This is a genomic window from Sporosarcina sp. QA0331 (genome assembly GCF_055808055.1).
On sequence record NZ_CM147850.1, the window covers coordinates 4,100,393 to 4,125,000 of the forward strand.

Annotated in this window: 23 protein-coding genes and 1 tRNA gene (1 of these 24 cut by a window edge); 23 read left to right on the forward strand and 1 reads right to left on the reverse strand. The window is 47.0% G+C overall.

The annotated features are described in order from the left end of the window. Positions 1 to 36: 36 nt before the first annotated feature. From AC0L13_RS20830 to AC0L13_RS20870, 9 genes are all read left to right on the forward strand, one after another. Positions 37 to 1,962: an iron ABC transporter permease gene (locus tag AC0L13_RS20830; RefSeq protein ID WP_473647193.1), complete on the forward strand. Its 1,926-nt coding sequence runs from the start codon at positions 37 to 39 to the stop codon at positions 1,960 to 1,962. A gap of 205 nt (positions 1,963 to 2,167) precedes the next feature. Continuing rightward, positions 2,168 to 3,760 (forward strand): putative polysaccharide biosynthesis protein, encoded by a 1,593-nt coding sequence (locus AC0L13_RS20835; RefSeq protein WP_473642633.1) that lies wholly within the window; start codon positions 2,168 to 2,170, stop codon positions 3,758 to 3,760. A 4-nt stretch (positions 3,761 to 3,764) separates the two neighbouring features. Further along, a complete protein-coding gene (yabN, locus tag AC0L13_RS20840; RefSeq protein WP_473642635.1) occupies positions 3,765 to 5,222 on the forward strand; it encodes a bifunctional methyltransferase/pyrophosphohydrolase YabN in 1,458 nt (485 codons plus the stop codon). After that, a complete protein-coding gene (locus tag AC0L13_RS20845) occupies positions 5,219 to 5,509 on the forward strand; it encodes an RNA-binding S4 domain-containing protein (protein WP_473642637.1) in 291 nt (96 codons plus the stop codon). The genes yabN and AC0L13_RS20845 overlap by 4 nt, the downstream gene beginning before the upstream one ends. Positions 5,510 to 5,594: 85 nt before the next feature. After that, positions 5,595 to 5,891 carry a sporulation protein YabP gene (yabP, locus tag AC0L13_RS20850; RefSeq protein WP_473642639.1) on the forward strand — a complete coding sequence of 99 codons (297 nt, stop codon included), beginning with the start codon at positions 5,595 to 5,597 and terminating at the stop codon, positions 5,889 to 5,891. Beyond that, a complete protein-coding gene (yabQ, locus tag AC0L13_RS20855) occupies positions 5,888 to 6,355 on the forward strand; it encodes a spore cortex biosynthesis protein YabQ (protein ID WP_473642641.1) in 468 nt (155 codons plus the stop codon). Before yabP ends, yabQ begins: the two co-directional genes overlap by 4 nt. Before the next feature lie 55 nt (positions 6,356 to 6,410). Then, positions 6,411 to 6,827 carry an FtsB family cell division protein gene (locus tag AC0L13_RS20860; RefSeq protein WP_473642643.1) on the forward strand — a complete coding sequence of 139 codons (417 nt, stop codon included), beginning with the start codon at positions 6,411 to 6,413 and terminating at the stop codon, positions 6,825 to 6,827. A gap of 125 nt (positions 6,828 to 6,952) precedes the next feature. Continuing rightward, complete coding sequence (locus tag AC0L13_RS20865) at positions 6,953 to 7,372, forward strand: S1 domain-containing RNA-binding protein (protein ID WP_239433347.1); 420 nt, start codon at positions 6,953 to 6,955, stop codon at positions 7,370 to 7,372. A 316-nt stretch (positions 7,373 to 7,688) separates the two neighbouring features. Further along, a complete protein-coding gene (locus AC0L13_RS20870) occupies positions 7,689 to 8,132 on the forward strand; it encodes a DinB family protein (RefSeq protein ID WP_473642645.1) in 444 nt (147 codons plus the stop codon). Between the two features lie 325 nt (positions 8,133 to 8,457). Here AC0L13_RS20870 and AC0L13_RS20875 read toward each other — a convergent pair. Next, positions 8,458 to 8,531: transfer RNA gene (locus tag AC0L13_RS20875), tRNA-Met, on the reverse strand. Positions 8,532 to 8,726: 195 nt separating this feature from the next. On the opposite strand from AC0L13_RS20875, the gene AC0L13_RS20880 reads away from it, so the two are divergent. The 14 genes from AC0L13_RS20880 to lysS all read left to right on the forward strand — a co-directional run. Continuing rightward, complete coding sequence (locus tag AC0L13_RS20880; RefSeq protein WP_473642646.1) at positions 8,727 to 11,138, forward strand: SpoIIE family protein phosphatase; 2,412 nt, start codon at positions 8,727 to 8,729, stop codon at positions 11,136 to 11,138. 42 nt (positions 11,139 to 11,180) lie between these two features. After that, complete coding sequence (gene tilS, locus AC0L13_RS20885) at positions 11,181 to 12,566, forward strand: tRNA lysidine(34) synthetase TilS (RefSeq protein WP_473642648.1); 1,386 nt, start codon at positions 11,181 to 11,183, stop codon at positions 12,564 to 12,566. 28 nt (positions 12,567 to 12,594) lie between these two features. Then, the gene (gene hpt / locus AC0L13_RS20890) at positions 12,595 to 13,137 is read left to right on the forward strand and encodes a hypoxanthine phosphoribosyltransferase (protein ID WP_440502294.1); all 543 of its coding nucleotides are present in this window, start codon (positions 12,595 to 12,597) and stop codon (positions 13,135 to 13,137) included. A 222-nt stretch (positions 13,138 to 13,359) separates the two neighbouring features. Continuing rightward, complete coding sequence (gene ftsH / locus AC0L13_RS20895; protein ID WP_473642650.1) at positions 13,360 to 15,393, forward strand: ATP-dependent zinc metalloprotease FtsH; 2,034 nt, start codon at positions 13,360 to 13,362, stop codon at positions 15,391 to 15,393. 126 nt (positions 15,394 to 15,519) lie between these two features. Continuing rightward, positions 15,520 to 16,284, forward strand: coding sequence for a type III pantothenate kinase (locus AC0L13_RS20900; protein ID WP_473647195.1), 765 nt, complete (start codon positions 15,520 to 15,522; stop codon positions 16,282 to 16,284). Positions 16,285 to 16,300: 16 nt separating this feature from the next. Then, positions 16,301 to 17,188, forward strand: coding sequence for an Hsp33 family molecular chaperone HslO (hslO, locus tag AC0L13_RS20905; RefSeq protein ID WP_473642652.1), 888 nt, complete (start codon positions 16,301 to 16,303; stop codon positions 17,186 to 17,188). Then, positions 17,166 to 18,089 (forward strand): peptidyl-prolyl cis-trans isomerase, encoded by a 924-nt coding sequence (locus AC0L13_RS20910; RefSeq protein ID WP_473642654.1) that lies wholly within the window; start codon positions 17,166 to 17,168, stop codon positions 18,087 to 18,089. The genes hslO and AC0L13_RS20910 overlap by 23 nt, the downstream gene beginning before the upstream one ends. Before the next feature lie 174 nt (positions 18,090 to 18,263). Beyond that, entirely contained in the window at positions 18,264 to 19,190 is a 927-nt protein-coding gene (cysK, locus tag AC0L13_RS20915) for a cysteine synthase A (protein WP_473642657.1), read from the forward strand. 120 nt (positions 19,191 to 19,310) lie between these two features. Then, a complete protein-coding gene (locus tag AC0L13_RS20920) occupies positions 19,311 to 20,726 on the forward strand; it encodes an anthranilate synthase component I family protein (RefSeq protein WP_473642659.1) in 1,416 nt (471 codons plus the stop codon). A gap of 16 nt (positions 20,727 to 20,742) precedes the next feature. After that, positions 20,743 to 21,591 (forward strand): aminodeoxychorismate lyase, encoded by an 849-nt coding sequence (gene pabC / locus AC0L13_RS20925; protein WP_473642661.1) that lies wholly within the window; start codon positions 20,743 to 20,745, stop codon positions 21,589 to 21,591. A gap of 4 nt (positions 21,592 to 21,595) precedes the next feature. Beyond that, a complete protein-coding gene (gene folP / locus AC0L13_RS20930; protein ID WP_473642663.1) occupies positions 21,596 to 22,450 on the forward strand; it encodes a dihydropteroate synthase in 855 nt (284 codons plus the stop codon). 22 nt (positions 22,451 to 22,472) lie between these two features. Further along, positions 22,473 to 22,841: a dihydroneopterin aldolase gene (gene folB, locus AC0L13_RS20935; RefSeq protein ID WP_473642665.1), complete on the forward strand. Its 369-nt coding sequence runs from the start codon at positions 22,473 to 22,475 to the stop codon at positions 22,839 to 22,841. Beyond that, positions 22,838 to 23,335, forward strand: a complete 498-nt coding sequence (folK, locus tag AC0L13_RS20940) for a 2-amino-4-hydroxy-6-hydroxymethyldihydropteridine diphosphokinase (protein WP_473642667.1) — start codon at positions 22,838 to 22,840, stop codon at positions 23,333 to 23,335. Before folB ends, folK begins: the two co-directional genes overlap by 4 nt. A gap of 101 nt (positions 23,336 to 23,436) precedes the next feature. Beyond that, positions 23,437 to 24,608, forward strand: the 5' portion of a protein-coding gene (gene lysS / locus AC0L13_RS20945; protein ID WP_473642669.1) for a lysine--tRNA ligase. The gene runs 319 nt beyond the window's last position; 1,172 of the gene's 1,491 nt are visible here — the first part of the coding sequence; its start codon is at positions 23,437 to 23,439; the stop codon falls past the right edge of the window.

Sequence of the window (24,608 nt, forward strand, 5' to 3'; positions counted from 1 at the left end):
GCGGGAAAGGCTTCAGGGAAAAGATCGTTGTTCGTTATGATCATCGGTCTTTTCCTGTTGGTCGTTTTATCCTTCATCCATTTAACACAAGGCCAAGCTGATTACACAGTTTCCCAGCTTTTGAAGGAAGTTTGGGTGGAGGGGCGCATTCAGGATATCGTGCTTTCCCTCCGGCTTCCGCGTTTGGCAATCGGCATTTTAGCGGGTGGTGCGCTCGCTGTGGCAGGTGCCATCTTACAGACATTGACGAATAACCCGTTGGCATCTGCAAGCACACTAGGCATCAATGCCGGCGCGTATTTCTTTGTCGTCGTTTCGATGATTTTCTTTCCATCGTTGCTCGGCGACTTTCCGTTTCTCGTTGCGCTTGCGGGCGCTGTGCTTTCGTCCGTACTCGTCGTCGTTCTGGCAGGGAAGCAAATGGAACCTGTCCGCGTTGCCTTAACAGGGATGATTATCTCCTTGCTATTTTCTTCTATGACAGGCTCATTGCAGCTTCTGTTCGAGAATCAGACGAACGGTCTCTTTTTATGGGGATCAGGTACGCTCGTGCAGTTGAATTGGAGCGGCGTCACATTTGCGGGCCCGATGATTCTCATTTTGTTCATCGCCGCGTTAGGGATTGCGAAGCCGATGGATATTTTATCGTTAGGCGAGGATGTTGCTTCTTCGCTTGGCCAAAATGTTCGATTCGTTAAATTGATGGCGTGGGCAGCTGCGATTTTGCTTGCAGCAACGACGGTCAGTGTCGTCGGTCCGATCGGGTTCATCGGTTTGATGGCTCCGCATATTGTTCGGATGTTAGGCGTCCGCGGCCATTTGCAAATCTTTCTTCAGTCATTCCTATGGGGTGCTGTCATGATGATCGGGGCGGACGTGCTCGGCCGGCTGATACAGCCTGGACAGGAGGTGCCTGTCGGTGCGATGACAGCATTGGCTGGCGGACCTTGGCTGCTTTATTTAGCTTGGAAGACGGCGAAGTCGCATACGAAAGGTGATCGCCAAATGGGCGGCACGTTGAAGCCGGTTAGACTGCCGGTCGTCATTTCGATCGTTGCGGTTTTGATCGTTGCTGTCTTTGCATTGGCATTTTCCTATAACGGGATGGCCTGGTCGCTTGATTGGATGAAACCGGTCGTCTGGAATTTCCGTGTGCCGCGTGTACTCACAGCTTTCATTATCGGGGTGCTGCTTGCGCTTGCGGGTGTTTTATTGCAAGGGGTCTTGCGAAATCCGTTAGCAGATGCAAGTGTGTTGGGCGTCACTTCTATGGGTGGAGCAGGGGCAATGCTGCTATTGGTTGCAATACCGGCAATCCCTGTTCAGTATATGCCGCTTGGCGCGGTAGTAGGAGCCGCCGTTGCTCTTGGCATCATTATGGTGACAGCGTGGAAAAACAACTTTCAGCCGATGCTCGTCGCTTTGATGGGTATCGCGATTTCTGCATTTGGATCCGCCGCAACGCAAGTATTTGTCGTGAAGGCGAAGTTGGCGGTTGCAGCGGCGCTTGTCTGGCTATCGGGAAGTACGTACGGAAAAGGCTGGGAGGATGTGCAGCTCTCGTTATTGTTTTTCGTTCTGCTTATTGGTCCGGCCGTCTATTTAACACGCAGCTTGGATGCGTTGACATTCGGGGATGATGTGGCAGCGGGTCTCGGCTTGTCTGTCAAATCGACGCGTGTCTGGGCGCTTGTCGTTGGGGTGACGATCAGTGCAGCAGGGGTCGCGATTGTCGGGACAGTCGGCTTTGTCGGCCTTGTCGCGCCTCATATCGCCCGTAGATTAGTAGGTTTCCGTCATTTGCCGCTGCTCATTGTTTCGGGCTTGCTGGGCGGTTTGCTCTTAGTGACGGCGGATTTTGTTGGACGCATATTGATTGCGCCGAAAGACATCCCGAGCGGTCTCGTCGTCGCATTGATTGGAACGCCGTATTTATTGTATTTATTAAGGAAAATGAAATGACACAGCTACACGCTCATTTACATCGGAGCGTGTGGCTGTTTTTTGGATGGAGAATTCTTCGAGGAAGAATGGAGCCTTGCCGGGGATAAATGGACCTTGATCGTGAAAGAATGAGCCCTTGTCCAATCGCCTTGCAATTCTGCGGAACGGATTTTGTCGAAAATGCTATACTAGAAACAAAGTAAACATCGAAAGAGGCGCAGTTATGTCCAAGACGGATTGGAATATGAAAACATTCATGAAAGGTGCGTCGATTTTGACGATATCGGCCATCATCGTCAAATTGCTGGCGGCCGTATACCGGATTCCGTTCCAAAACCTTGTCGGAGATAAAGGGTTTTTCATTTACCAGCAAGTGTATCCGTTCATCGGCATTTTCATCGTATGGACATCGTACGGCTTTGCAGTGGCTGTTTCGAAGCTGCTCGCGGGCAGCACAAGCGATGGCGAGGCGAAAGCGATCAAGCGGGTTGCCTTTCTCTATTTGGCCGGATTGTCTGTATCGTTTTTTATCATTCTCATGACGTTTGCTCCGTTTTTCGCACATTCCATGGGAGATCCGGAACTTGTTTCACTCCTGCGTGCAGGCGCTTATATCGTGCTTGTGATGCCAATGCTTGCGGTATTGAAAGGTTCATTCCAATCGGAAGGGCAGATGACGCCTGTTGCCGTTTCGAATGTCGGTGAGCAATTATTCCGTGTGGCGGTCATCCTTATAGGCACATGGCTCGCTGTAAGGGCAGGCGCTTCCCTTTACACAGCCGGTGAAGTGGCGATGTGGGGTGCGGTCGTTGGTGAGACGGCAGGAGTCGTGATTCTTGCGCTCTATTACAGGAACGCCTTTAAAGGACCGCTTTTGAAAGTCGATACATGGCGGGTCGTGAAGGAATTAACGTTCGTCAGTGTAAGCGTCAGTGCGAGCTCACTAATCCTACTTTTATTCCAGCTGGCGGATTCGTTTACCGTTTACAATATTCTACTTGCGGAAGGGTTCACGTCTGATGTTGCCATGGAACTGAAAGGTGTGTATGACCGTGGGCAGCCGCTCGTCCAAATGGGAATTTTGATTGCTTCCACATTGGCTCTTGCAATCGTCCCACTCATTGCGCATCATGCGGCAAAAAAGGAAGGGCGCGGCGCAGAACCGTTCATTCAGCTCACGTTCCGGACGGCTGTTTTATTTGGATGGGCGGCTGCGATCGGTCTTGCGTTCGTGTTGCCGTATGTGAATGAAATGCTGTTTGAGACGCGGGATGGCTCTGCCGCATTGATCATATTTGCATTTCAGATCTTTTGGCTGTCGCTCATCTTGCCGTTAACCGCAATATTGCAAGGGGCCGGCAAAGTGAAAATCCCGACGTTGCTGCTTCTCGGCGGCCTCGCCGTCAAAATAATTTCGAATCAATTACTAGTGCCGGTTTTAGATGTAACAGGCGCTGCGATTGCGGGCAATGTTGGTTTTGCGGCGATTGCGTTTGGACTGTTGCTTTATTTCAAATCGGTGTGGTCGATTAGGCTAGCTCCTTCCCGTTTTTACGGTTGGGTCTTCCTTGCGACGGTAGCGATGGCGGCAGTCATTTTCCCATGGATGCTTGCTGCGGACCAAATTTTATTCGACAACGTATCGTCACGAATTGGAGCGACCTTAACTGCATTAACAGCTGTCGCATTAGGGGCGGGCGTTTTCCTAGTCGTCGTCATGAAATCACGTATAATGGCGGAGAAGGAATGGTATTTGCTGCCGTTCGGAAAAAGGTTGGCCCGAGTACAATTACGTCTTACTAAAAATAGAAGGTGAATGGATGAATACAATTACGATTATCGGCCTTGGTGCCGGAGATCTTGACCAGCTATCTCTAGGTACGTACCGAAAGCTCAAGGAAGCGGAGTTCGTCGTTGCGAGGACGGATCAGCATCCAGCTATTGTGGAATTAAGGGCGGAAGGCTTGGCAATTGAGAGCTTTGATGATATTTATATTGAAAACGATTCATTTGAGCTAGTGTATGAGGAAATTGTTGAGAAAGTAGTCTTGATGGCAAAAGAGAAGGCAGTCACGTATGTCGTGCCAGGGCATCCGCTTGTGGCGGAACGTACGGTGCAATTATTGATTGAAAAAGAGCGGGAAGGGATTGTACGGCTTGAAATCGCGGGCGGCAACAGCTTCCTTGATCCGATTTTTGCAGCGCTTAGGATCGATCCGATCGAGGGGTTCCAGCTGCTAGATGGCACGGATATGAAACGTGATGATGTGATGATGACGCAGCACGTATTGATCGGCCAAGTGTATGATTCGTTTATCGCTTCTGAAGTAAAGCTTTCGCTTATGGAGAAGTATGCGTACGACCATCCGGTGACGATTGTGACAGCGGCAGGCTCTTCATTGGAAATGCTTCGGACTGTACCATTATTCGAGTTAGACCGTGAGACGGAAATCGATAATTTGACGACCGTTTACGTGCCTCCGGTTATGGAGCGTGAAGAGCGACTGAAGGAATGGTCGACATTCCGGGAAATTATCGCTGCATTGCGTGCCCCTGACGGCTGCCCGTGGGACCGCGAGCAAACTCATGAATCGCTGAAACGGTATTTGATCGAGGAAGCGCATGAGTTGCTCGAAGCGATCGACCAGGAGGACGATGAAGGCATCATCGAGGAATTGGGAGATGTGCTGCTGCAAGTATTCTTGCATGCGCAAATCGGCGAGGACGACGGTTATTTTGCAATGGAAGACGTCTTGCAAGCAGTCGGAGATAAGATGATCCGCCGCCATCCGCATGTGTTCGGTGATCGGGACGTAGAAAATTCGGATGAGGTTTTGAAAAATTGGCAGGAAATCAAAAAAACTGAGAAGCCGCAAGTCGAGTCGCTCTTAGATGGACAAGCGCGTCATAGCTCGTCGTTGCTTACTTCGTTTAATTACCAAAAGGAAGCGGCAAAAGTCGGGTTCGATTGGCCGGACATAACAGGCGCTTTCGATAAATTCGAGGAAGAATGGCAGGAATTCAAAGATGAAGTGGCGAATGGAACGAAGCAGAGCCAGACAGATGAGCTAGGCGACGTCCTATTTACATTAGTCAACTTGTCGAGGTTCTTGAAACTGTCACCAGAGGAAGCGATGGCGCATGCAAACGAGAAATTCAAACGGCGCTTTTCGTTCGTCGAGCAAAGTGTAATAGATGGGAGAGGTGAATTCTCCGCTTATACACTCGACGAATTGGACTCGTTCTGGCAGGAAGCGAAAGGGAGGGAAAAGAAATGAGATTAGATAAATTTTTAAAAGTATCACGTCTGATCAAACGGCGGACATTGGCGAAACAAGTGGCCGACCAAGGTCGGATTACGATTAACGGCAAAGTGTCGAAAGCCTCGTCGGTCGTAAAACCGGGCGATGAACTTGCTATCCGATTTGGCCAAAAAATTGTTACGGCAAAGGTCGAGATGCTGAAGGAATCGACGAAGAAAGAAGATGCGGCTTCGATGTTTACGATCTTGAAAGAAGAGAAGCTGGACAAGGTGGAACCTGAGTTTATTGATGATGAAGATTGAGAGCATGACAGGAATTTTTCCTGTCATGTTTTTTTATGCGCCCGCATAAGATGGCAGTGAACGTACAAGCAAAGGGAGGAATAGTATGCAAATCCAGACGGATAACCCAACATACGCAATCCCATCGGGCGATCATGTCGTCACGATGAGGAACCGAAAAAGAATGGATCTTACATCTGTAAAAACGATCGACCGGTTCGACCAAGAGGAGTTCATCGTCCGGACATCACAAGGAGTACTAGTAATTCGTGGGGAGGAGCTGCGTATCGTCCATTTGGATGTAGATAAAGGGCTTCTTACTTTAGAAGGCACGATTAGCACGATGCAATATGACGAAGAAGATGCAAGTTCGCGTGGTTTCCTCCATAAATTATTTGGATGAGCCTCTCCGTCCAGTTTCTTAGTCTTCTTGCAATGATTGGGACAGGCATCGGGGCCGGGGTTTTCATGGACTTGATCGGAACGGGCGTAGATGCGACCGGCAAGAGATCGATCATCCGGAAGTACTCGGTCCCTTTGGAAGTAATCGGATGGATTCTGATCGGATGCGCATCGTTCTACGTTCTTTTCATTGTCCGGGATGGGGCTTGGAGGATGTACGATCCGGTCGCACAAATTTGCGGCTTGCTTCTCTACGCATCGGTTTTCCATCGGCCTTTCAGGTTTCTTGGAAGAATCCTGAATATGTTGATCATTAAACCGATATGGTTCATCATCAGTTTCGTGGCAAAAATTATTAGCCAAGTGTTCAAGCTGCTTGTCAAAATTGTGCGAACTCTCCTTTCTCCATTTATCTATCTTTATAATAAAGTCTCTGAATCTCTCTTTAAATCCGATGAGAAATGATGTATAATTACTAGACTTATCGGATTTCGTAAAGTGATGAGAGGGAGTGCAGGACATGGAGCAAAGGAAAAGGAAATCATCCACGACCGTTGCATCGATTGAAACTGAATATATCCGCTCGTTGCGTAAAAAAGAAATTTGGAGAAACAAGCAGAAAAAGCGGCTCCAACGAAAAATGTTCCTCTATGCATTGATCGCCATCGTAGTGCTCGGCGGATTGACGAATATGTATATTCAGCAACAGCAGACGCTGCAGGAAAAGGAACAGCAAAAAGTTGAAACGCTCGCCAAGTTGGAAGAAGTGAAGGAAGAACAAGATCTTCTGAAAAAACAGCTTGTGAAATTAGACGATGATGACTATATTGCCAAGCTTGCACGGAAAGAATATTTCTTATCAGATAAAAATGAAATCATCTTTACAGTTCCTGAAAACAAGAAGAAAAAAGGCGAAAAAGATGACGGAAAAGAGTAGTCTTATTGACACTCTTTTTTTGTTGGCTATAATGAAAGTAAGGATCTTGCACTTGCAGGACTCGCCATATGGTAAAAAGGCTTCTGAAAAGGGCCGTTTAAATCTTAAGGAGGAGCATTTTTTTTATGTCAATTGAAGTAGGCAGCAAGTTACAGGGGAAAGTTACAGGGATCACAAACTTCGGTGCGTTCGTCGAACTGCCGAACGGTTCAACTGGTCTGGTCCATATTAGTGAAGTAGCGGACAATTATGTTAAGGATATCAATGACCACCTAAAAGTAGGCGATATGGTTGAAGTGAAAGTGATGAATGTCGGCACTGACGGAAAAATCGGGTTATCGATTAGAAAAGCGAAACCGGAAGCTGAACGTCCTCAACGCCCTCAACGTCCTCGTCACAGCGGTGGCCGTCCTAGCCATAATGACCGTCCAGAGAATTTTGAGCAAAAGATGGCGAAATTCATGAAAGACAGTGAAGAACGCCTTTCAACTTTGAAAAGAGCAACAGAATCTAAACGCGGTGGCCGTGGCGCAAGAAGAGGGTAACTTGCTGGCTGTTTCAATTAGTGGAAATGTGAATCTGTTATAAGCGATCTGGCATCTATTTAAGATGCCAGATCGTTTTTTTGTGGACGGAATGCAATAGTGCGATAAAGTACGCATAAATTGATTTATAAACGCATAAATCTCGTAAAATGCGCATAAGTTGCTCCAGTTGCGCATAAATGTTGGTAAACGCGCATAACTCCATTGAAAGGCTCATAACTGAATTTATTCACGCATAAAAACTTCTACAAATTTCACAAGGATTTCAATCTACAGCTGCCGAATAATGCATAATGAAAAAGGGGGCTGAATTGGAATGAACGAAATTATGAGCAATCTACGAAAGTATTTGGAATGGGCGGATTCATTGCACTCATTGACTGAACAACAGGCGAATACGCCTTATCAGGAAGGGAAATGGTCGCCGAAAGAGATTCTTATGCATATGGCGGAATGGGACAGGTTCACTTTGGAGAATCGGCTTCAGCGAATGAAAGAATCAGAGAAGCTTGAGAATGTGGAGTGGGGGCCATTTAATGACAGGGCTGCAAAACTTTCAAAAGAATACTCCTTTGACGAAGTGATCGCATTGGCGAAACAGCATCGTCAACAAATTGTAGAATGGCTTGAAGGTTTGGATGAAGTGGAATGGACGAAGCCGTTCAACATCGGGGAACACGTTCTGACATTAAAGGAATATTTCTCGGATTTTGTTTGGCATGATTCGCATCATAAGGAACAAATCGAGTCGATTCGATAAGTTTGGAAGTACGTTATTGAGTTATGCGTGATTGGTAGAGTTTATGCGCGTCTGCGAGGATTTATGAGTGATTGCAGGAGTTTATGCGTTTTTGGATGAAGTTATGCGTAGTTTTTTCGTTTTATGCGTAAATCCAGTGATTTATGCGCTTCTACTATAAAAAAAGCGTCCAGTCATGAGACTGGACGCTTTTTTGAGTTATTGTCTAGCTCCGGCGGTCAGATGCTCGGGGTCATAAGAAAACCCGGCTAAGTGGCAAAAAGCGCCACACGCCGGATTTTCTTATGCCTGTCGCATCTAAGCAGGCCGCCTACGCATTTCATTATAGCGGCGGAGGGGGTCGAACCCACGACCTTACGGGTATGAACCGTACGCTCTAGCCAGCTGAGCTACGCCGCCATGTTGTTCAATTGTTTCTGAACGACAATAATCATAATACATGGGTCGACGGTGTCTGTCAACCTTTCGTTGGAAAATAGAAAAAGACTTCGGAACGAGTCGAAAGTTTTTTTGTGCCGCTTGCCAGGAACAGACAAATTCTTTGGCTTGGCCTATGTATACTCAGGGACAAGTAGACATAGGGGGAATGTGGAGATGAAGATGATAGGCAATCTTGAAAGACCGGTGGGCCAGCAGATTCGTCAGGTGTTCGATACGGTGGGAAAGCGGAAGATGTATGTATTGATGGCAGTGTTCTTTTTACTGAGTACATTTTTCTTGTCGCAAGCTGTTCTGTTTGACGCCGCAGTTCCTTTTTTCTTGCCAATTTGGGCGTTAGCGCAGATCCGCTTTAGGAATCATCTCATTTATGTATTTATCGGGGGAATTGCAGGAGGGGCTTTCCTAGGGGTGGGACAAGCAGTGATCCATCTTATGCAATTGCTGTTGTTCAATGTAGTGAGCAAGCATCCTTTTATGCGGAAGTCCATTCCATTAACAGTTGCAGGGACGATTATTGTAATTCAGTTTCTTTGGCAGTTTGTTATGAATAGTGGACATACGCCGGTCGACGTGCAGTTGACGATTGGCTTCGAAGCAGTGTTGGCGCTGTTCATGACGTTTTTCCTGTTCGTCGCTTTCCCTCACCGGGAGCGCATCTTTTTCGGCCAGTGGTCGCCGGAACGCCTTGGGGCGGTATGCATTGTAGGGATTATGGCGACGACGGGAATGGGCAATCTTATGGTCGGCCCCATATCGATTTCAGGGTTACTTTTGCATCTAACCATTTTGCTCGCGGCACTTGCCGGCGGTCTTCCTTTTTCCACATCGATTGCAATGATGATTGCGGCGATTGCTGGAATTGCGGAATTATCATTTACCGGCATGATGGCTGTGTATGGAATGACCGGTTTTTTTGCGGGTGCTTTACGCCGGCTCGGGAAATTGGGCATTGCAACAGGCGGCTTTGCAGTATCCGTTTTCTTCCTGTTATATGATTTTACATTGCCGCTTGATAATTCCCATTTCTTTACGATTGGATTAGCTACACTTTTATTTTTCTTCATTCCGACAAAAAAAGTGGAGCCGCTTAGTCGAATGATTACACCTAGCGGTCAGCAGGATATTTCAGTGAAGCGGCAACAATGGCTGACCGATCGTCTAGATGAGCAATTATCCGATTTTCAGCAGTTTGCCGAATTTATGTCCAATCTTGTTAATGATCGTTTCTCTTCGGATGACGGACATGCTGCACAGAACATCCCGTCGATCTGTCAGTCCTGTTTTAGATATTCGAAATGCTGGGAGGGAAATGAGGAAGGGATGGCTCGTCTGCTTTATGAGTGGGAAGGGACCTATTCCGCGACTAAGAAAGCGGCACGCCACCGCGTCGAAGAGAGGATTAAATATAAATGCGTCCGCTCTGCGGGTTTGATCACCGAACTGGAGGAATCGGCTTCCAACCATCTTCTAATGGGGCAGCTTCAGCATGGGCGGAAAATGTTAGCGTTGCAATTGAGGGATATGAGCAATCATTTAGAGAAAATCATGAATGATATTAAGGGCGATTTGTCAGTTAACCATCTTGCAGAGGAGGAATTGGGGAAGCATTTGCAGTCACAGGAAATCGAATATTATCAGATTGATATTTTATCCGAAGAGAAGGGAGCTTATCGAATTGTCATTTCAATCCCCGAAAGGCGTTCGGATTTCGAAACAGATACAACAGTGGCAGAACGTCTCATCTTGCCGCTTTTAGAGGAAGTCTATCGTGAACCGTTTAAAGTGGAGAAGACTGTCGTGCTGCAAGATCCTTTCCCGCATATTCAAATCGTGCTTTGCTCAGCTGTCCGTTTTTCTTTGGAATATGGAGTTATGGCGACTGCTGGCGGAGGGACATTCCATGCTGGAGATGCTTATGAAGTGTTCCCAATCCACGATGGTCTCACCGCTGTTCTACTGTCGGACGGCATGGGGCATGATATGAACGCATATCGGGAAAGCCGGAAAGTGATCCGCCTCATGCGAGAATGCTTGGACCGGAAAATGGATCCGGAAACGGCGATGCACACATTGCATTATATGATGTCGTTGAATGGGCTTGATGATATGTATGCGACGTTGGATTTGGCGTTGATCGACTTACAGGATGGACGGCTATGGTCTTGGAAAGCGGGGTCGATGAGTACGTATATTAAGCGTGGCCAAGATTTCCTCCGGCTTGACAGTAAATCGGTACCTGTCGGATTCCTTCCGTCATTTTCCGTGGAAGCGACAAATGAAGAGTTAAAATCAGGCGATATTATCGTCATGCTGACGGATGGCGTGTTCAATGGATCGGTTTCGATGGAAAAGCAGGAAGATGCGATCTATGGAATATTGGAAAAGTATGAGCATCTGGCTTGTGAGCCGCTAGCAGACCGCATTATGTCTGAAATGGAGAGGAGATTTGGCGTTGTAGCGGATGACAGAACAGTATTGGCAATGAAAGTAGAACATGTTTTACCGAAGTGGACGACAATAAAGCCTACAAATCGATTTATTTCCCGGGAAAAAGTTATGGGGTAGAATAGGGGGAGACAAAAGTTCAACATCATGGAGGGTCGGAATATGCAGGCGTTTGAAAGGAAAATCATTGATTTCATTCATAAAGAGAGTTTGCTGTCACCTGGCCGAAGAGTTCTTATTGCTTGCTCGGGAGGAGTAGATTCTGTTGCACTATTGCTTTTCATGGCTTTATTCCGCGAAAAATTGGGGATTGAAGTGGCTGCTGTCCATGTCGATCATATGCTTCGCGGGAAAGAGTCAGCAGATGACGGCAAGTTTGTGAAGGGAATTTGTGATAAGCTTGGGATTCCTTTTTTCGGAGGGAATGTGCCTGTACCCTCCATCTTGAATGAGGAAGGCGGAAATGTGCAGGACGTCTGCAGGGCTGGAAGATATGAATTTTTTAAAAATGTGATGATGGCGGAGTGCTATGATGTACTGGCAACCGCCCATCATGCCGAGGACCAGTTGGAGACAGTGCTAATGCAATTGTCCAAGGGAAGCGCCCCTCTCGGCATCCAGGTGAGCCGAAGAGTCGATGGAGGGAACGTTATTAGACCGTTTCTTCCTGCAATGAAGGAAGAGCTTCGAATGTATGTAGAGCAACATGGAGAGCAATTTAGGGAAGACCCAAGCAATGAAAGTGACGCCTATTTACGGAACCGGCTTCGCCATCGTGTAGCGCCGGCCATTTTGTCTGAAAATCCTTCTGCAGCACTGAATGTCGTTAAAATGACAACAAGCTTGCAGGAGGATGAAATGCTGTTGAACAGCTTGGCGAAAGAGCGTTTTGCATCCATTGTGACGTTCACCAAAGATGGACTTCCGACCTTTCCCTCCGATCTGTTCAAATCCATGCACACTGCTTTACAAAAGCGCTTCATTCCACTACTATTGAATTATCTTTACCATGGGGAAACCACGCAGGTAGAATATAACACGGCACTTTTGAATCAATTGCATCACCATCTTTCCACAAGTGCCGGAAACATGACGATTGACCTTCCAAAAGGATACCGATTTGTAAGAGAATACGGTACGGTTTCGATTGTGAAAAATGTGGAAGCTTCGGGAAATTCGATTCAAATGCTGCAAAAAGGTGAATGGATAAGTTGGGGAGATGTGCTGTTGTATTGGAACGATGTGGACGCCTGTGACGTGGAAGCTGCCGAATCGATGTATTTCGATTTTCCTGAATCCGAGTTGCCGCTTTATGTGAGGGGCAGAAAAGACGGGGATCGCATATTGCTTCCGGGTATGACACAACCGAAGCGTTTGTCCAGATTGTTCATTGACGAAAAAATCGGCGCCGAAAAACGGCGAAAACTGCCGATTGTCACAACTGCACACGATGAAATTTGCGCCATTCCTGGCGTACGATATGGCATCCAGTTCAAGAATCGGAAAACAGAACGGGAAAAGTACATATTCAAAATGAAAGTAAAGTAAAATTTTAACGGAAAAGAGAGGGAACTCGATGTTGCAAAACGATATTGAAGAAGTGCTCATCACAGAAGAACAGATCCAGGAGAAAATTGCGGAGCTTGGTGCTGTCCTGACAGCTGATTACCAAGATAAATTCCCGCTTGCGATCGGTGTCCTAAAAGGGGCATTGCCTTTCATGAGCGACTTGATCAAACGAATCGATGCGTATATCGAATTAGATTTCATGGATGTATCAAGCTATGGAAATGCGACAGTATCATCTGGAGAAGTGAAAATTGTCAAGGACTTGAATACAAGCGTTGAAGGCCGCGACGTATTGATCATTGAAGACATTATCGATAGCGGTAAGACATTGAATTATTTAGTTGATCTTTTCAAATACCGGAAAGCAAAATCCATTAAAATCGTAACGTTGCTTGACAAACCAACGGGTCGAAAAGTGGATTTAAAAGCAGACTATGTCGGATTCCTTGTGCCAGATGCATTTGTTGTCGGGTATGGGCTTGATTACGCAGAAAAATATAGGAACTTGCCTTATATCGGTGTATTGAAAAAGGAAATCTACTCTTTCTGAAAGCTTTTCAACAAACCTTTACAAGGGGCGATGGAAAGCTTTTTCCATATTCCGATCGAAGTTGGCATACTATCATCTACGATTGTGAAGCCCTAAACCTACACGGTTGAAAGATAATTCCGTTTTCTGAGCATGAAAGAAAGGCTTTTCCTTTGTAGGTTGAATCTGTTATATGATAAGATTTACAATAGTTTTCTGTTGAAAGAAATGAGGAGGCTTGGGATGAATCGTATACTTCGATACTTTCTACTATACGGATTGATCTTCCTTGCAATTATGGGGATTTTCAGTTCACTAAATAATCCAAACCCGAAAACGAAAGAGATTCGGTATGATCAATTTTATGAAGCATTGAAAAAAGGCGATGTTGAATCCATGTCGCTTCAGCCGGTTCGTAACGTTCTGACCGTTGAAGGTACGTTGAAGGGCTATGAAGAGGGAGAGAAATTCACGACGAATGTTTTGATGAACGATACTTCTGTTATGGAAGTGATTCAAAATATCGAAGCTACCGGTAAAACGAATAACCCTGAAATCCAAATTCTACCTGCACCAGAAACAAGTGCATGGGTAGCCTTCTTCACAGGATTAGTTCCTTTCATCATCATCATCATCCTATTCTTCTTCCTCTTGAATCAAGCACAAGGCGGCGGTGGCGGCCGAGTGATGAATTTCGGAAAAAGTAAGGCGAAGCTCCATTCTGATGACCGCAAAAAAGTCAGATTCACAGACGTTGCAGGAGCGGATGAAGAGAAAGCCGAGCTTGAAGAAGTTGTGGATTTCTTGAAAGATTCCCGTAAATTTGCTGAACTTGGAGCACGTATTCCGAAAGGGATCCTTTTGGTTGGACCTCCTGGTACAGGTAAGACGCTTTTGGCACGTGCGGTTGCCGGTGAAGCCGGTGTTCCGTTCTTCTCGATCTCCGGTTCGGATTTCGTTGAAATGTTTGTCGGGGTCGGTGCATCCCGTGTCCGCGACTTGTTTGAGAACGCGAAAAAGAATGCGCCGTGTATTATTTTTATCGATGAAATCGACGCAGTTGGACGTCAACGGGGCGCTGGTCTCGGAGGCGGACATGATGAGCGTGAACAAACATTGAACCAACTCTTAGTCGAAATGGATGGATTCGATGGTAACGAAGGAATCATCATCGTTGCTGCAACGAACCGCCCGGATATCCTTGACCCAGCGCTTCTTCGCCCAGGACGTTTCGACCGTCAGATTACAGTCGGTCGTCCGGATGTCAAAGGCCGTGAAGCAGTGCTGAAAGTACATGCGCGTAACAAGCCGCTTGACGAATCAGTCAATATGAAAGCTCTTGCGCAACGTACTCCGGGATTCTCGGGTGCTGACTTGGAGAACTTATTGAACGAAGCTGCATTAGTGGCAGCTAGACGTGGAAAAGCGAAAATCGACATGGCAGATATCGATGAAGCGACTGACCGCGTTATTGCGGGACCAGCTAAAACGAGTCGTGTCATTTCTGAAAAGGAAAAGAACATCGTTGCATTCCACGAAGCGGGTCACGTCGTTGTCGGACTCATGTTGGATGACGCAGAAATCGTCCATAAGGTGACGATTGTCCCTCGCGGCCAGGCCGGTGGATACGCGGTTATGTTGCCGAAAGAGGACCGATACTTCATGACGAAGCCTGAACTTCTCGACAAAATTGCTGGACTCCTTGGAGGCCGTGTAGCGGAAGAGGTTGTACTCGGGGAAGTTTCCACTGGAGCGCATAACGACTTCCAACGCGCTACAGGTATTGCACGTTCCATGGTGACGGAATACGGTATGAGCGATAAGCTCGGACCGATGCAATTTGGCCAGGCGCAAGGCGGAAACGTCTTCCTGGGCAGAGACTTTAATTCCGAACAAAACTACTCTGATTCAATTGCATATGAAATTGATCAAGAAATGCAGCGTATCATTAAGGAACAATATGATCGCACTAAAAAGATTCTGACAGAGAATCGCAACTTGCTCGACTTGATTGCTACGACGCTTCTTGATGTGGAAACATTGGATGCCGAGCAGATCAATCATTTGAAAGACCACGGTACATTGCCGGAGCGTTCATATGATCAAAACGGAAATGGTTCACAAAAGAAATCGGATGACGCGGTCGCTGATAATGAAAAAGACACCGTGCATTCGGATTCGACAGGTGCGCCTGCAGATCCATCCATCGGAGATTTGCCGAAGGAGAATGGTGGAGAGCAATCTCTTCCATCGATCGATGAACATAGAAGGGATTAACGTTACAGCGCAATCCTGAAAGATAACATTCCAGTCGACTGCTTTTTAAGGCAGTCGACTGTTTTTATTTATGCCTGTTATGTTATGATGTTTTGGAAAATGACGAATGTTAGCGAGGAAAAGAATATGATCTTAGTATTGGATACAGGTAATACGAATATCGTTCTTGGCGTCTATGACAAAGGTGAGTTGAAACATCATTGGCGCATGGAAACGTACAGGCAAAGAACGGAAGATGAATACGCCATGTCCGTGAAAGCGCTGTTTACCCATGTCGGCCTCAGTTTTGAAGATATAAATGGCATTATCATTTCCTCTGTCGTTCCGCCGGTTATGTTTCCGCTGGAGCAGATGTGCAGAAATTATTTCAATTTGCGTCCGCTCATCGTTGGTCCTGGCGTCAAAACAGGATTGAATATAAAATATGAAAATCCGCGCGAAGTTGGCGCGGACCGTATCGTTAATGCGGTTGCAGCTATTCACGATTATGGTTCTCCGCTGATTATCGTCGATTTTGGAACTGCGACGACATTCTGTTATGTGAATGAAAAGGGAGAGTATATGGGAGGTTCGATTGCGCCTGGCATCGGCATCTCCATGGAGGCCTTGTTTGATCGGGCATCCAAATTGCCGCGTGTTGAATTGACGCGGCCGGATGATATTATCGGCAAAAACACTGTTTCCGCGATGCAGGCAGGAATTGTTTTCGGATATGTTGGTCTTGTCGAAGGTATTGTCGGAAGGATGAAAGCACAAAGTAAGGTGGAGCCGACTGTAATTGCGACAGGCGGACTTGCCGAATTAATTGCCAGTGAAACAAAAGTAATTGACATCGTAGATAATTTCCTTACGTTGAAAGGACTTCATTTGATCTACGAAAGAAATGTTTGAAGGGAGTAGAAAATAGATGAGTGATTATTTGATAAAAGCATTAGCTTTTGAAGGGACTATTCGTGCGTATGCGGTGAATTCGACAAACGCAGTAGGTGAGGCGCAGAAGAAGCATCATGTATGGCCGACAGCTACAGCTGCTTTGGGCCGGACGATGACAGCGGGCCTTATGATGGGTGCGATGCTGAAAGGCGAGGAAAAACTGACGATTAAAGTCGAGGGGAACGGACCGTCCGGACCGATTGTCATCGATGCTGATGCAAATGGTGACGTAAAAGGATATATTACGAATCCGCAAACCCATTTTGATTTGAATGAAAACGGGAAACTTGACGTCAGACGCGCGGTCGGTACGGAAGGGATGCTGTCGGTTGTGAAAGACCTTGGGTTACGGGACTTTTTCACTGGGCAAGTTCCGATTGTTTCCGGTGAAATAGCGGAAGACTTCACCCAATACTTCGTCGTTTCGGAACAGGTCCCTTCTGCAGTGGCGTTAGGTGTCCTCGTCAATCCGGACAATACGGTCAAAGCTGCAGGCGGTTTCATCATCCAAGTGATGCCGGGGGCAACGGAAGAGACGATAAGCAGACTTGAAGAAAAGCTGGCAAATGTTGAACCGATTTCCAGAATGATTGACCGTGGTATGACACCGGAAGAAGTACTTGGAGAAGTATTAGGGAAAGAGAATGTTGAAATCCTTGATAAGATGGACGTTGCGTTCCGCTGCAATTGCTCGAAAGAACGTTTCGGCAATGCGATCAAGGGGCTGGGCGAGCAGGAAATCCGAGACATGATCGATGAGGACGGACAAGCGGAAGCGCAGTGCCACTTCTGTTTGGAGAAGTATTTGTTTACGAAAGAAGAACTTGAAGGATTTATCGATGAAATACGGTCAAAGTCGTAACGTCCAGGAGACGGGCTCTCAAAAAAGAAGATTGAAAACGAAGCCGCTTCTTATTTTGATCGGCATCCTTCTTGCTAGTAATGTCCTTTGGTTAATTGGATGGCTCATCCCCGACAAATCGAAGCAACCCGATGAAGAGGTTGCTTCGGTAGCGGGCGAAGCGATTACGAGAGCCGAATGGATGACTGCTATGGAAAAGGAAGTTGGACGAGAAGTTCTTCTTGACCTAGTCAATAATAAGGTGATGGAAACGGCGGCAAAGAAATACGGCATCAAAGTGACCGACGAGGAGATTGAACTTGAACTCGCGCTGATCACTTCGGTGGACGGCCGATCGCATTCAGGTATGGATGTCGAGCAAACTCGGCAAAAAATCCGTGCAAACCTTATTTTAGAGAAAGTATTGTCGAATGATGTGGTCATCGATGATGCATCAGTAAAATCATTTTATGAGAAAAACGAGTCTCTCTATAATATATTGACTGCCTATCGAACTTCCGTCATTATCGTTCCGACAAAGGAGGAAGCGGAGCAGGCACTCGATGAGTTATCGAAAGGATCAAGCTTCGATGCCTTGGCCAAAGAGCTGTCGACCGACCTGGCTTCTGCCAGTTTAGGCGGTGACATAGGCTATATTAACGCAGAGACCGAGACTATCGATCCTGCAATCTACAAAGCTGCATCAAAATTGAAAGAAGGCAAGATTGGAGATGCTATCGAACTTCAAAACGGTACATATGCTATTATCCTTGTGAATGAAGTAGTTGAAGGCAGGGCGTTCTCCTATAATGAAGTGAAAGATCATATTAAACGCGAGTTGGCCATCGAGCAGCTTCCGCAATCGGTCAATCCGGAGGCGTTCTGGAAAGAATTCGATGCGAAATGGTTTTACGGAAAATAAATAGCTGTTTGGAACCCATTATGAAAGAGTGGTTCTGAACAGCTTTTTTAGATTATACACATGGAAAGAGGGAAAGGATAAAGGGGCTATAAAAGATTGACAGTGCTCACAATCCAGGTGTACTATTAATACAATAAAACATATCAAATAAGTAGGGATTAGGAGTGGGTAGGAATGAGTAAAGTCGGAAACACGATTGCGGACCTAGTTGGAAAAACACCGCTCGTCAAGTTGAATCGTCTAGCGAATCCGGACAGTGCGGAAATTTATTTGAAACTGGAATACTTCAATCCGGGATCAAGCGTCAAAGACAGGATTGCACTTGCGATGGTTGAAGCTGCTGAAAGGTCGGGGGAATTGAAGGAAGGCAGTACAATTATTGAGCCAACGAGTGGAAATACAGGCATCGGTCTCGCGATGATTGCAGCAGCAAAAGGGTATAAGGCAGTACTGGTCATGCCGGATACGATGAGTATGGAACGCCGGAATCTATTGCGTGCATACGGTGCTGACCTCGTCCTTACACCAGGAGCGGAAGGGATGAAAGGGGCAATCGGCAAAGCGGAAGAGCTTGCCGAGAAGAACGGCTGGTTCATGCCACAGCAATTCAATAACGAAGCAAATCCGGAAGTGCACCGTCTGACGACAGGACCGGAAATTGCAGATGCGCTCGATCGTATAGATGCATTCATTTCGGGCATTGGCACGGGAGGCACGATTACCGGGGCGGGCAGCGTGTTGAAAGAGCGCTTCCCAGAAGTGAAAATCATCGCTGTGGAACCTACCGATTCGGCAGTCCTTTCAGGTGGAAAACCAGGACCGCATAAAATCCAAGGAATCGGTGCGGGCTTCGTCCCGAAAGTGCTCGACACGGACATTTACGATGAGATTATCCAAGTGACGAACGATGAAGCGTATGATACGGCAAGAAGAGCAGCACGTGAAGAGGGCATCTTAGGCGGCGTGTCTTCCGGAGCGGCGATCTTCGCGGCTCTCCAAGTTGCAGAAAAGCTTGGAAAAGGAAAAAAAGTCGTCGCCATCCTTCCGTCGAACGGCGAAAGATACTTAAGCACCCCGCTTTATCATTTTGAAGAAGAATAAGAGAAGGATTGATGAAGGAGAGAGCTCATGGGGGCTCTCTTTTTTGGGTTCTAAAGCTAGCCTAAACAACACTATAAACGTTAAGATAGCTATATTATGAGAAGTTGGGGGAAAAACGAAATGGATAGATTGCATCCTGATTACAAGATGGCCAAAATGACGAAGGAGCAATTTTTTTATGCCTATAAAGAACTTGCGAAAACGGTAGAACAGCATGTTTTGCTGGAAAGCGGACGCACGGGCAAGCTATGCATTGCGGGTGTCGACCCGCTAGTTACGCTAACGAGCAACCAGTCTCAATCATTGGAGCTCGAATGGCGTGATGGGACGAAAGAAGTACGGGAAGGCGATCCTCTTGAACTAGCATCTACATTCATCGAATCGATGAAGATGGACAATGTACCGGAGTTGCCGGATTTCCAAGGAGGTGCTATCGGCTTCATCAGTTATGATTATGCACGGACGTATGAGCCGATCCCAGAAATGACTGTGGATGATCTCGATACGCCGGATGTCTTCTTCTATTTGTTTGATCGTTGGGCAGTTCTTGATCAGATTACGGAAACTGTCTATTTCATGACGCTGCCTGGGCGCGGGTTGGATGCGTCGGAAGTGGAAAAGGAATGGATGGATGCGGCAGAAGTGGGATTGAACAATCGCGTCATAACGACAACCGATCTCACAATCGACTATACAAGACCTGAAAATGTGGAAGTGTCAGTGACCGGACCTCAATTCGAACAAATGGTTCGAGATGTCCAGCAGTATATTGCGGATGGGGATGTCAATCAAGTCAATCTGTCCGTCCGGCAATCAAAGCTGCTTTCCGCCGATCCGCTATCGATGTACGAAGCATTGCGATCTTTCAATCCATCGCCTTATATGGCGTCAATCGGGGCGAAGGAATTCGCTGTCGTCTCCGGCTCACCGGAATTGCTGCTTAAGAAACGGGGCACGGAATTGAGCACGCGCCCGATCGGAGGAACGAGGCCGAGAGGGGCGACGAAAATCGAAGATGAAGCGTTTGAGAAGGATTTGCTCTCCAATGAGAAGGAGAAAGGCGAGCATATTATGCTTGTCGAACAGGAGTTAGAGGATTTCGGGCAAGTGTGCGTGCCGGAAACAGTGGAAACGGATGAATTCATGGTCATTGAGCGGTATTCGCATGTTATGCATCTCGTTTCAAATGTAAGAGGGACGGCATCTCCCGAATTATCGAACGCCGCTATCATTAAAGGTGTATTTCCTGGAGGGTCAATCACCGGCTCACCGAAGCTCCGTACGATGGAAATCATCGAGGAATTGGAGCCGACGCGGAGAGGTTTGTATACAGGATCAATCGGCTGGGTTGGCTTTAATGGTGATATGGAATTGAATATCGTCATTCGGACAGCGTATATAAAAGACGGGGTTGCCCATATACAAGCAGGTGCCGGTTTAGTCGCTGATTCTGATCCGGAAGCGGAATACGTGGAATCGCTCAACAAAGCGAGAGCGCTCTGGCAGGCGAAGGAAATGGCCGAAGCGGTAGAATGAAAGGAGGAGCACCTCCATGTTATGTTGGATGAACGGTGAATTTGAACAGGCGGAGCAATTGCGGATATCCCCGTTTGATCACGGGTTTTTATACGGTGCAGGCTTTTTTGAGACATTCAGAACGTATGAAGGACATGTGTTTTTATTCAAAGAGCATATGGAACGACTTCGTGCGGCATTGCATGAATACCGGATTGCGATGCCTTACTCGGATGAAGAGATTTTGGATGCCGTTCAAGGCCTTCATGTCCGGTCGGGGAGACAAGATGGGTATTTCCGGTTGAATGTGTCTGCGGGCGTGCATGATATCGGGTTGGCTCCTTCTGAGTACGAGTCGCCGAATGTCATTCTGTTCCGGAAAGAGCTTGCGGCAACACCGCGAAGAACGGAAAAGAAGGCTGTGTGGCTCGAGACGGAAAGGAATCTTCCAGAAAGCCGTCTCCGCCATAAATCGCATAACTTCCTTAACAATGTACGCGGACGTTTGGAGCTGCCATCTTTGAAGGAGCTTGAAGGAATCTTCCTTACATCGCATGGACATGTCGCTGAAGGAGTGACATCCAATGTGTTTTGGGTGAAGGACGGGGCGCTATATACACCGTCTGTAGAAACAGGGATTTTGCCAGGTCTTACGCGAGCCTTCATATTGGAGCTTGGGGCGCAGGTCGGAATGGATGTACATATCGGGCTTTTTATGAAGAGTGACGTCGAGCAGGCGGATGAAGTATTCGTTTCGAACTCAATCCAAGAGCTTGTCCCTTTGTCTGCGATAGGCGCACAGACAATGCCTGGAGCTTCAGGTGTTTATTATCAAAAATTGCATCGGTTGTACGGGCAGGCGATTGATGAAATGAAAGAAGGGTAAAGTCATGGAATTATCGAAAGCGAAAGAAATATACCGTTTAGGAAATACCGAATTTGACTTCAAAAAGGAGACGGCTGTAATGGGCATCTTGAATGTCACGCCGGACTCTTTTTCAGATGGGGGCAAATACGGACAAATCGATGCAGCATTGAAGCATGCGGAAGAAATGCTTCGAGATGGGGCGAAAATCATTGATATTGGCGGTGAGTCGACGCGACCTGGGCATGCTCCAGTCTCGCTCGATATGGAGCTTGAGCGTACGATTCCAGTGATCGAGGCGTTAGTTCGGGAATTGGACTGTGTCATTTCAATCGATACGTATAAGGCGGACGTGGCGGATGCTGCCCTGAAAGCAGGCGCAAAGATCGTCAATGATGTATGGGGCGCGAAACGTGAGCCGAGGATCGCGGAAGTGGCGGCCGCCCACGGGGCACCGATCATCCTCATGCATAATCGGGAAGAAGCGGAGTATGCTGGACCGTTCATGGAAGAAATGATTGCGGACTTGGAGGAAAGTGTGGAAATTGCGCGCAAGGCGGGTGTGCCGGAATACAATATTTGGCTTGACCCAGGCATCGGCTTTGCGAAAGACACGAGGCAGAATGTATTGGCGATGCAAGGACTGCGCCGCATATCAGATATGGGATACCCGCTTTTGCTTGCCACATCCCGGAAAAGGATGATCGGCAACATCCTAGATTTGCCGGTCGATGAGCGGATGGAAGGAACTGGCGCAACGGTTTGCTATGGCATCGAGCGCGGCTGTCATATGGTGCGGGTGCATGACGTAAAAGAGATCTCTCGTATGGTAAGAATGATGGACGTGTTAGCTGGCAAGACGGAAGTAAACGTCGACTGATCGAGAAACGGAGGATGCAAGGATGGATTATATTCATTTGAATGAAATGGAGTTTTACGGCTATCATGGCGCATTGGAGGAAGAGACGGTGTTAGGGCAGCGTTTCCGCGCCAATGTATCGCTAGCTGTTGATTTAGCCGAAGCAGGTGCTACGGATGATTTGAAGAAGACGGTCAATTACGCAGAAGTGTTTGAGGTTTGTCGAGCTGTAATCGAAGGGGAGCCGAAGAAACTGATTGAATCCGTTGCAGAGGAAATTTCCCGCACCATTTTGGAGCGATTCGCTAAGCAAGTCAACGGCGTTCGAGTTGTTTTGATCAAACCTGATCCGCCGATACGGGGGCACTACGCCTCGGTATCCGTAGATATTACAAGAGGACAAATTTCATGAATACGGCGTACATTTCCGTAGGATCCAATATCGGAGATAGGCTGCATCATCTTTCGGAGGCTGTTCGATCACTTCATTCGCAAGAGAAGATCGAAGTGTCGAACGTGTCCTCAATCTATGAAACTGCACCTGTCGGTTATACGGATCAGGCGGACTTCTTGAACTTGGTCGTCTGTGTAGAAACCTCATTGGATCCATATGAATTATTGTCGGCATGCCAACTTATTGAGAACGGTTTAGGTCGTGTGCGGGACATTAGATGGGGTCCTCGGACTGTCGACCTTGACATTTTACTGTATAATAACGACAATATTGAAGCGGAGAATTTAACTGTGCCGCACCCGAGAATGGGTGAACGGGCTTTTGTTCTCGTGCCTTTATTGGAAATCGCGCCTACAATCGGACATCCTGTAACGGGAAATCCGTTTACAGTTGCCGATGACGATGGCGTTGTACTTTGGAAGAAAGCTGATGAATTCAAGCAGCAACTGTGATGCAACCGCCATTATAGTGGCGGCTTTTTTTACATAAAGAGTTTGTGTACAATAAGAACATGCCATCCGGCGTGAGGGATAACTATGAAGGAGTGAAGGAAATGTCCCATTTGGATGAATTGAACGATCAGCTTTTGGTGAGACGCCAGAAGATGGAAGAAATGCGGGAGAACGGTTTAGATCCATTCGGTGCCAGATTTGAGCGGACGCACCTGTCCAATGAAATCCGCGAAGCTTATGAAGAGCTTTCTAAAGAGGAATTGGATGAAACAGTGCATGAAGTGAAAATTGCAGGACGGATCATGACGAAGCGTGGCAAAGGGAAGGCGGGCTTTGCCCATATCCAAGACCTAGGCGGTCAGATTCAAATCTACGTCCGTCAAGATGCAGTCGGCGAAGAGGCCTATGACTTATTTAGCCATGCGGATCTAGGGGATATTGTCGGAATCAAAGGAAACGTCTTTAAAACGAAAGTCGGCGAACTTTCTATTAAGGTAACTGAATTCACATTCCTCACGAAAGCACTTCGTCCATTGCCGGATAAATTCCACGGATTGAAGGATATCGAACAAAGATATCGCCAGCGCTATTTAGACTTGATCATGTCGGAAGAAAGCAGAGAGACTTTCATCACTAGAAGCCGTATCATCCAATCGATGCGCCGCTATTTGGATGGACAGGGCTTCCTTGAAGTTGAGACTCCGATGCTGCACTCGATTGCAGGAGGAGCTACAGCTCGTCCATTCATCACGCATCACAACGCTTTGGACATGACGCTATATATGCGTATTGCGATTGAACTTCATTTGAAACGTCTTATTGTCGGCGGACTTGAAAAAGTCTATGAAATTGGCCGCGTTTTCCGTAATGAAGGGATTTCTACAAGACATAACCCAGAATTCACGATGATTGAACTATATGAAGCTTATGCTGACTATAAAGACATCATGGAACTCACGGAGAACTTGATTGCTCATATCGCGCAAGATGTATTGGGCACAACGCAAGTGAAGTACGGGGAAGATATCATCGACCTATCTCCAGGCTGGAAGCGTCTGCACATGGCTGATGCGGTTAAGGAATATACAGGCGTGGACTTCTGGAAAGAGATGTCTGTTGAAGAGGCCCGTAGTCTTGCGAAAGAGCACGGCGTTGAAATTACCGATATGATGGAAGTCGGTCATATTCTGAATGAATTCTTCGAACAGAAAGTGGAAGAGCAACTCGTTCAACCTACATTCATTTACGGACATCCAGTTGAAATTTCTCCTTT

Excerpts from the sequence above, each read along its gene's own strand:
- AC0L13_RS20880 (WP_473642646.1), top strand. The coding sequence starts at position 8,727 with ATGAAGATGATAGGCAATCTTGAAAGACCGGTGGGCCAGCAGATTCGT.
- tilS (WP_473642648.1), top strand. The coding sequence starts at position 11,181 with ATGCAGGCGTTTGAAAGGAAAATCATTGATTTCATTCATAAAGAGAGT.
- pabC (WP_473642661.1), top strand. The coding sequence starts at position 20,743 with ATGTTATGTTGGATGAACGGTGAATTTGAACAGGCGGAGCAATTGCGG.
- hpt (WP_440502294.1), top strand. The coding sequence starts at position 12,595 with ATGTTGCAAAACGATATTGAAGAAGTGCTCATCACAGAAGAACAGATC.
- ftsH (WP_473642650.1), top strand. The coding sequence starts at position 13,360 with ATGAATCGTATACTTCGATACTTTCTACTATACGGATTGATCTTCCTT.
- AC0L13_RS20910 (WP_473642654.1), top strand. The coding sequence starts at position 17,166 with ATGAAATACGGTCAAAGTCGTAACGTCCAGGAGACGGGCTCTCAAAAA.
- yabN (WP_473642635.1), top strand. The coding sequence starts at position 3,765 with ATGAATACAATTACGATTATCGGCCTTGGTGCCGGAGATCTTGACCAG.
- AC0L13_RS20830 (WP_473647193.1), top strand. The coding sequence starts at position 37 with ATGATCATCGGTCTTTTCCTGTTGGTCGTTTTATCCTTCATCCATTTA.
- hslO (WP_473642652.1), top strand. The coding sequence starts at position 16,301 with ATGAGTGATTATTTGATAAAAGCATTAGCTTTTGAAGGGACTATTCGT.
- AC0L13_RS20835 (WP_473642633.1), top strand. The coding sequence starts at position 2,168 with ATGTCCAAGACGGATTGGAATATGAAAACATTCATGAAAGGTGCGTCG.
- yabQ (WP_473642641.1), top strand. The coding sequence starts at position 5,888 with ATGAGCCTCTCCGTCCAGTTTCTTAGTCTTCTTGCAATGATTGGGACA.
- cysK (WP_473642657.1), top strand. The coding sequence starts at position 18,264 with ATGAGTAAAGTCGGAAACACGATTGCGGACCTAGTTGGAAAAACACCG.
- yabP (WP_473642639.1), top strand. The coding sequence starts at position 5,595 with ATGCAAATCCAGACGGATAACCCAACATACGCAATCCCATCGGGCGAT.
- folK (WP_473642667.1), top strand. The coding sequence starts at position 22,838 with ATGAATACGGCGTACATTTCCGTAGGATCCAATATCGGAGATAGGCTG.
- AC0L13_RS20920 (WP_473642659.1), top strand. The coding sequence starts at position 19,311 with ATGGATAGATTGCATCCTGATTACAAGATGGCCAAAATGACGAAGGAG.
- AC0L13_RS20870 (WP_473642645.1), top strand. The coding sequence starts at position 7,689 with ATGAACGAAATTATGAGCAATCTACGAAAGTATTTGGAATGGGCGGAT.
- AC0L13_RS20900 (WP_473647195.1), top strand. The coding sequence starts at position 15,520 with ATGATCTTAGTATTGGATACAGGTAATACGAATATCGTTCTTGGCGTC.
- AC0L13_RS20860 (WP_473642643.1), top strand. The coding sequence starts at position 6,411 with ATGGAGCAAAGGAAAAGGAAATCATCCACGACCGTTGCATCGATTGAA.
- AC0L13_RS20865 (WP_239433347.1), top strand. The coding sequence starts at position 6,953 with ATGTCAATTGAAGTAGGCAGCAAGTTACAGGGGAAAGTTACAGGGATC.
- AC0L13_RS20845 (WP_473642637.1), top strand. The coding sequence starts at position 5,219 with ATGAGATTAGATAAATTTTTAAAAGTATCACGTCTGATCAAACGGCGG.
- folP (WP_473642663.1), top strand. The coding sequence starts at position 21,596 with ATGGAATTATCGAAAGCGAAAGAAATATACCGTTTAGGAAATACCGAA.
- folB (WP_473642665.1), top strand. The coding sequence starts at position 22,473 with ATGGATTATATTCATTTGAATGAAATGGAGTTTTACGGCTATCATGGC.